The organism is Rhizorhapis sp. SPR117 (assembly GCF_021742065.1).
In genome coordinates, this window is the sequence record NZ_JAKKIE010000115.1 from 1 (window position 1) to 5632 (window position 5632).

Here is a 5632-nt window from a genome sequence, read left to right on the forward strand (position 1 = left end):
GATCTGAGGCTTTTTGTTCAATCCAACTGGTACAGTTTTAAACCGGAATCTTGCACAATTTTACCCCGACGTTGACAGAATGGCCCTTCCTTTATCGGTTGCGCTCGTTTTTGGAAGGCGGAGTACCTCTCGCTGGCAGCAGCGACGCGCCTTATGTCGGCATTGATCCGTGGGCCGCGATCGGCGCAGCGATGAACCGGCGCACGCGTCGCGGGGAGCTTCTTGGCGTGTCCGAGTCCCTAACGCCCGAAGAAGCCATAGCCCTCTACCTTGTCGATCCCATGGACCTGCGGACCTGCCGAACCATCAAGGTTGGAGCGCCGGCCGATATCTGTCTGCTGGACCAGCCCTGGACCAAAGTCCGAGATAAACCGTCTGCCGAACATGTGCGGCTCACTATGATCGGTGGTGTCGAAGTGCATAACAGGGATGCGCGTCTCTAGCAGCGATAATGCTTGACGCGGATCGCTTCACCCCGTTCTGAGTCTGCTGCGGGAGTAGTTTGCCGCTGTACTGATAGCTTGTCTCGTTTACCTGGGCGCCCCCGTCGCCGGTCCTTCCCGCAGCCCCGCATACTCAACGCGACATTCGCGATGCAGCACCGCATTATGCTGCGATGTTTGCAAAGATCGTACTCGCCCGTATAACTCACACGAATCAAACTGGGGTCACAGAATTGCGGGGCAAAATGTCACGAATGACGACAACGAAAAAGTCGGTGAATACTCGACAAAAAATCCTTGATGTGTGTGCCCGTTGGCTAAGGGAACAAGGCCTCGCGTTTACAAGCATGGCGAATATCGCCGCTGATCTTGGCGTGAAGACCAGCAGCATCTATTATCACTTTGAATCCAAGGATGCTCTCGTCACTGAAACACTCAATATTGGCATCGAAATGGTGCATGAGGATGTCAGGACTGCAGTTGAAGAACTTGGACCCGATGCACCACATCGTGAGCGAATTCGCGCGGGAATCAAGGCCCACCTGCGGGCGACCCTAGGCAGCAACGATTACTCGGCCGCCAACATTCTCAACTATGCTCACGCCCCACCAGGCGTGCGGGAACAGAACCTCATAGTTCGGGCAGCCTATGGAAAATATTGGGGTTCGCTGCTTGAAGACGCGCAGCACAACAACGAAATTTCGCCAGATTTTAACCTGTCTATCACCCGAATGTTTTTGATCGGCGCGCTGAATTGGTCGGTGGAATGGTATGATCCGGCCAAAGGTTCCGTCGATGACCTGGCCGAACATGTCTACAAACTTTTCGTGAACGGCGTCGCGATCAGAAACTAGTGGTTCAACCGCAACGGAAGAGTCCGGCGTCAGCCGGGCCTTTCTTTGCGATAAGTCGAACCATCACAAAGAGGCATCCACTGGGACGAGATACGCCGATCCATCGCTCTCTTCGATTGCCTCGACGACCTCCTGCCCTGCCGCGACATCGATGTCGGCAATCCCTGCTCTGGATTATATTGCCTCCAGCGCCAGAGCGGCTGTACGATCGATTCCGCTCACACTACTGAAAACGTAGCAAGCCTTGCCCTCCAAGTTTCAGCAAACAACCGTCTCCATTCGCCAAAAGTTTCCATTGCTTTTGGGGAAGGGCATTACCGCCGCGTGGTCCGCAGGCGCGACCAAGCAGCCTTGTATTCCTCTTCAAGGCGCCCGATCAGTGTCGCCGTTTCGGGGATATCGTCGATAAGGCCGACACCATGACCACCGCTCCAGACATCACGCCAAGCTTTGATGTCCGGGCTGATCGCCGGCTTGAATGGCCCCTGCGTGGGCGGAAGATTGTCCGGATCCAGACCGACGCGTTCGATCGATCCGCGCAAATACGTCGCATTCAGCCCGGAAATCCGGTCGGTCATGACAACGTCGGCCATGCCCTGCGAGACCAGCAGCGTGCGGTAAGCCTCAGAGGCCAGCGACTCGGTCGTGGCGGCGAAACGGGTGCCCATATAGGCGAAGTCGGCGCCAAGTGCTTCGGCAGCTAGAATAGCGGCGCCGTCGCTGATTGCGCCGGCAAGCAGGACCGCGCCATCCCAGAACCGACGGACTTGCGACACGAAGGCGAAAGGATTCGCGCTGCCAGTGTGCCCACCCGCGCCGGCGGTCAGCAGGATCAGCCCGTCTACGCCTGCCGAGATCGCCTTTTCCGCATGACGCACGGTTGCAATGTCGTGAAACACCAGACCCCCGTAATCGTGAACCCGCTTCACGACGTCGCCCGGATGTCCGACGCTGGTTATGACGAGCGCCGGCTTGTACTTCTCGATCAGGGCCAGATCCTGTTCATAGCGCGCCGTTCCGGCGCCATGCACGATCAGGTTGAGGGCGTAGGGCGCTACTTGGCCAGCTCCCGCTTCCCGTGCCTCTTCAAGCGCGCGCTCGATGCGCATCAGCCAGTCTTCGAATTCCTCAGCGGTGCGCGCATTGACCGTCGGGACTGAGCCGATCAGACCGTTTACGCAAGCCGCAATCACAAGATCGGGACCGGACACGAGAAACATTGGGGCAACGATTACTGGAAGTCGTAGCTGTGCTTTAAGCTCGGCGACAGTCAATAGCGCATCCTCTCTGGTAAAGGTTCGTCAGCCTCGGCACAGGCAATCCGCTTGGTGATCGATTGGGCACTGAGACGCTTGTCCCCTGCGGGATGCCGACATTTAAGTGCGGATACAAGGTCCATTCGGCTCCCGCTCGGCAGTATGCTCTATCGCCCCCTGTTCGATGCTTGCAGCCTGCTGAAAGGTTCGCGAGCAACCAAAAATCTATTGATGCCGCTTTGGCCAATCGCGCAGGTCGCAGTCAGCAATCATGGCTTGTGACCTCCGAGCTGCCGAGACTTCCGAAACGAGCCGCTGCATCAGCCGAGCATTATAACGCCCTTTTTCTCCAAATCGGCGATGGTGTCCTTGGAATAGCCGAATTCCGTCAACACCGCTTCTGTTTCCTGTCCGCACAATCCCGCTGGCGAAACGACAGTCTGGGATCGGGAGAAGTCAATCAGCGGCTTCATCCTGGGAACTTCGTCCAGGATCGGGTGATTGACCGTTGTCATCCAGCCCATCTGCATGCCCAGCTTGTCATCGTCGCAGTAATTCGCTTCAAGCGGTCCGCGCGCCGCCACCACGCAGCCCAAACGCTCCGCAGCGAGCAGCGTCTCCCAATCCTGGGCGTCGCGGGTCGCGAAGATGGGCGTCAATGCCTCGATAAGGGCGGCGTCGTTCTCTCGACGAGCCGCGTCGTCAGCGAAACGCGCATCGCCGGCAAGAATATCCCCCTGCGGAAGAAGCTGCGTCATCTTGCGCCATTCCTCATCATGCCTGATCGCCAGGAAGATGTACTCGCCGTCCCTTGCCCGATACAGCCTGTAAAGCGCGTCGAAGCCATAGATGTCGTCATCGACCTGTGACGGCCTGGGTTTGCCCGCATACTCGATTGCCACATCGGACAGACCATGCGCTGTGCTCGACAACATGGACGTGAACATCTCCTGCCCCAAGCCGCCTCGTTTGCGGGCCAGCAATCCCAGTGCCATCACGCTGCCGACGGAGACCGCGGCCAGTCCGTCGGCATTGCCCACGCCCATCACCGCAGTGGCAAGGCGGCAGGCCGCGTTGCGGATCTCCATGATCGAAAGATCGCCCTCGGGGATGCTCCCGCCAGCATTTCGCCAACCAAGTCCAGCTGCGGCGCCAATTGTTGGGGCGAACGCAGGCCGGCGCGCATAGGGTCCGTCAATTCCGTAACCAGGTGCGTTCATGTAAAGCAGATTGGGGTTGCGGGCACACAACGTCTTGGCATCGAGACGCAGCCGCTCAGCCGAGCCTTCCCGGAATGAGCACAGGACGATGTCGGCCTTGTCGATGATGCGCAATGCGATCTCACGGCCTTCGGGCTTGGTCAGATCGACCGCCACCGACTCCTTGCCGTACATGCATTTCATGCCGCCCGATTCAGGAAAAGGCAGCATGGAGCGCATCGCGTCCCCTGCAAGTTCCTCCAACTTGATGACCCTTGCGCCCAGTTCGCCTAGCAGGGTGCAGCCATAAGGAGCGGCGTAGAAGCTGGACAGTTCGACAACCGTCATGCCCGCAAGCGCAGGCCGGGTCGATGACGATGAGGCGGCGACGGCGGCGACCTGCCCGCCTGCGGCTCCTTCTGCCTCTGCCCGCACTGCCGCATCATGTTCACCCAGCCGCGGAGCAGGTTGGCCGATCTTGGCCGGCGTTGCGGACAAGTGTGCCAGCGTTCCTGGTTGACGGACAAGCCCACAATCCTTGTCGAGCAATTCGACAACCATCTTGTTCCATTCCATCTGAGGATGATGAAGCACCTCGCTGTCCTTGCGGAACATTTCGCCCCAGACGTTCGGATCGCGATCGAACAACTCCATCCACTCATCGACGGTCTTTTCGCGCACCTTGTTCAGCAGGATCTCCCAGAAGGCGATACGCTTTTGAAGATCTTCGTCGAAGTTCGGCGCGGTCGACCACTCCGGATCGTCGAACATCCAGTCCAGCTCGAACATCTTCATCATCGCCCTGAAGAGGCGATCGCTGCTCTGCGAGAACTGCAGCCAGCGGCCATCCTTGGTCAAGGCGATGAGCAGACGGAAGGAAATGCCGCCGGTGGGCACATTGTCGACGATCCGGGCTGTCTGGACCAGCCCGCCTTCGAAGCGCTTGGCCAGCGTGCGAAGCTGTATCCCGAATATGTCATAGATGGTCAGCGCCTTGGCCATGGCCACGTCCACTTTCTGGCCGGTGCCACTGTCCTCGCGCTCCAGAAGCGCCGCAAGCGCGCCTTGTATGGCAAGCTGGCTGGAAGCAAAGCAGGCGTAATCGACCGCGCAGAAGCATGGACCGGCACAATCAGCCATCCCTTCGAGCGACCAATGCACGCCGGTGCGCGCGGCGACAATCCCTTCGTAGCCCGGAAGATGCGAAAGCGCGTTGTCAGCACCGAACGCGGAGATCGCCACATAGACAAGACGCGGGTTGCGCAGCTTCAACTGTTCGTAACCGATGCCAAGCCGGTCGGCCACGCCCGGCCGGAAGGTGTCTATCACGACGTCGGCTTCGGCGGCCAGGTTCAGGAAAATTGCCACGTCATCGGGCGATTTCAGATCGAGCTGCACCGCGCGTTTTCCCCGGCCCCAGAAAGGCCAGGCCGCGGCCGAGCGCAGTTCCGAGCCGCCGGGACGCTCGACCTGGATGACGTCGGCGCCGAAATCAGCGAAGAACTGGCTTACTTGAGCACCCGTGCGCTCATTCGAAAGGTCCAGAATTTTCAAATCGTCCAGTGCAGCCGTCATATTTCACTCCGTTCGCATTCGGTATTCGTCGTGGCCTGATCCAACACTACTTAATCTTGCCGACCCTCTGCAAGCCACTGAGCGGCATCGGCCTCCGAATCGAAAAAACGGACCCGTTCCGGATCGACAATCCGGTTGATCTGGGCTCTATGGAGCATGCTGGCGGTCAGGAAAGCGATGCGATCGAACCACCCGTCGGTGTCATCATAGTTTTTCAGCGTGTCCTGAGTGTTGATTGTCGCTGAGAAGTGACCCGGTAGCGGCATAAATTTTCACTGAGATTTGACCCATGTTTGAACCACTCC

General features: G+C 58.6%; 5 protein-coding genes. 2 read left to right on the top strand and 3 right to left on the bottom strand.

Going from position 1 to position 5632, the window contains the following annotated elements; genetic code table 11:
- The first annotated feature begins 50 nt into the window (after positions 1-50).
- Together L3X40_RS20730 and L3X40_RS20735 are read left to right on the top strand one after the other, a co-directional pair.
- Positions 51-443 (top strand): amidohydrolase family protein, encoded by a 393-nt coding sequence (locus tag L3X40_RS20730; protein ID WP_237367263.1) that lies wholly within the window; start codon positions 51-53, stop codon positions 441-443.
- Positions 444-697: 254 nt separating this feature from the next.
- Positions 698-1297 (top strand): TetR/AcrR family transcriptional regulator, encoded by a 600-nt coding sequence (locus tag L3X40_RS20735; protein ID WP_237367264.1) that lies wholly within the window; start codon positions 698-700, stop codon positions 1295-1297.
- Positions 1298-1611: 314 nt separating this feature from the next.
- Here L3X40_RS20735 and L3X40_RS20740 read toward each other — a convergent pair whose 3' ends face one another.
- The 3 genes from L3X40_RS20740 to L3X40_RS20750 form a co-directional block, all read right to left on the bottom strand.
- A complete protein-coding gene (locus tag L3X40_RS20740) occupies positions 1612-2571 on the bottom strand; it encodes an NAD(P)H-dependent flavin oxidoreductase (RefSeq protein WP_237367265.1) in 960 nt (319 codons plus the stop codon).
- Positions 2572-2873: 302 nt separating this feature from the next.
- Complete coding sequence (locus L3X40_RS20745) at positions 2874-5327, bottom strand: CaiB/BaiF CoA transferase family protein (RefSeq protein ID WP_237367266.1); 2454 nt, start codon at positions 5325-5327, stop codon at positions 2874-2876.
- A gap of 50 nt (positions 5328-5377) precedes the next feature.
- Positions 5378-5593 carry a hypothetical protein gene (locus tag L3X40_RS20750; protein WP_237367267.1) on the bottom strand — a complete coding sequence of 72 codons (216 nt, stop codon included), beginning with the start codon at positions 5591-5593 and terminating at the stop codon, positions 5378-5380.
- Positions 5594-5632 lie beyond the last annotated feature (39 nt).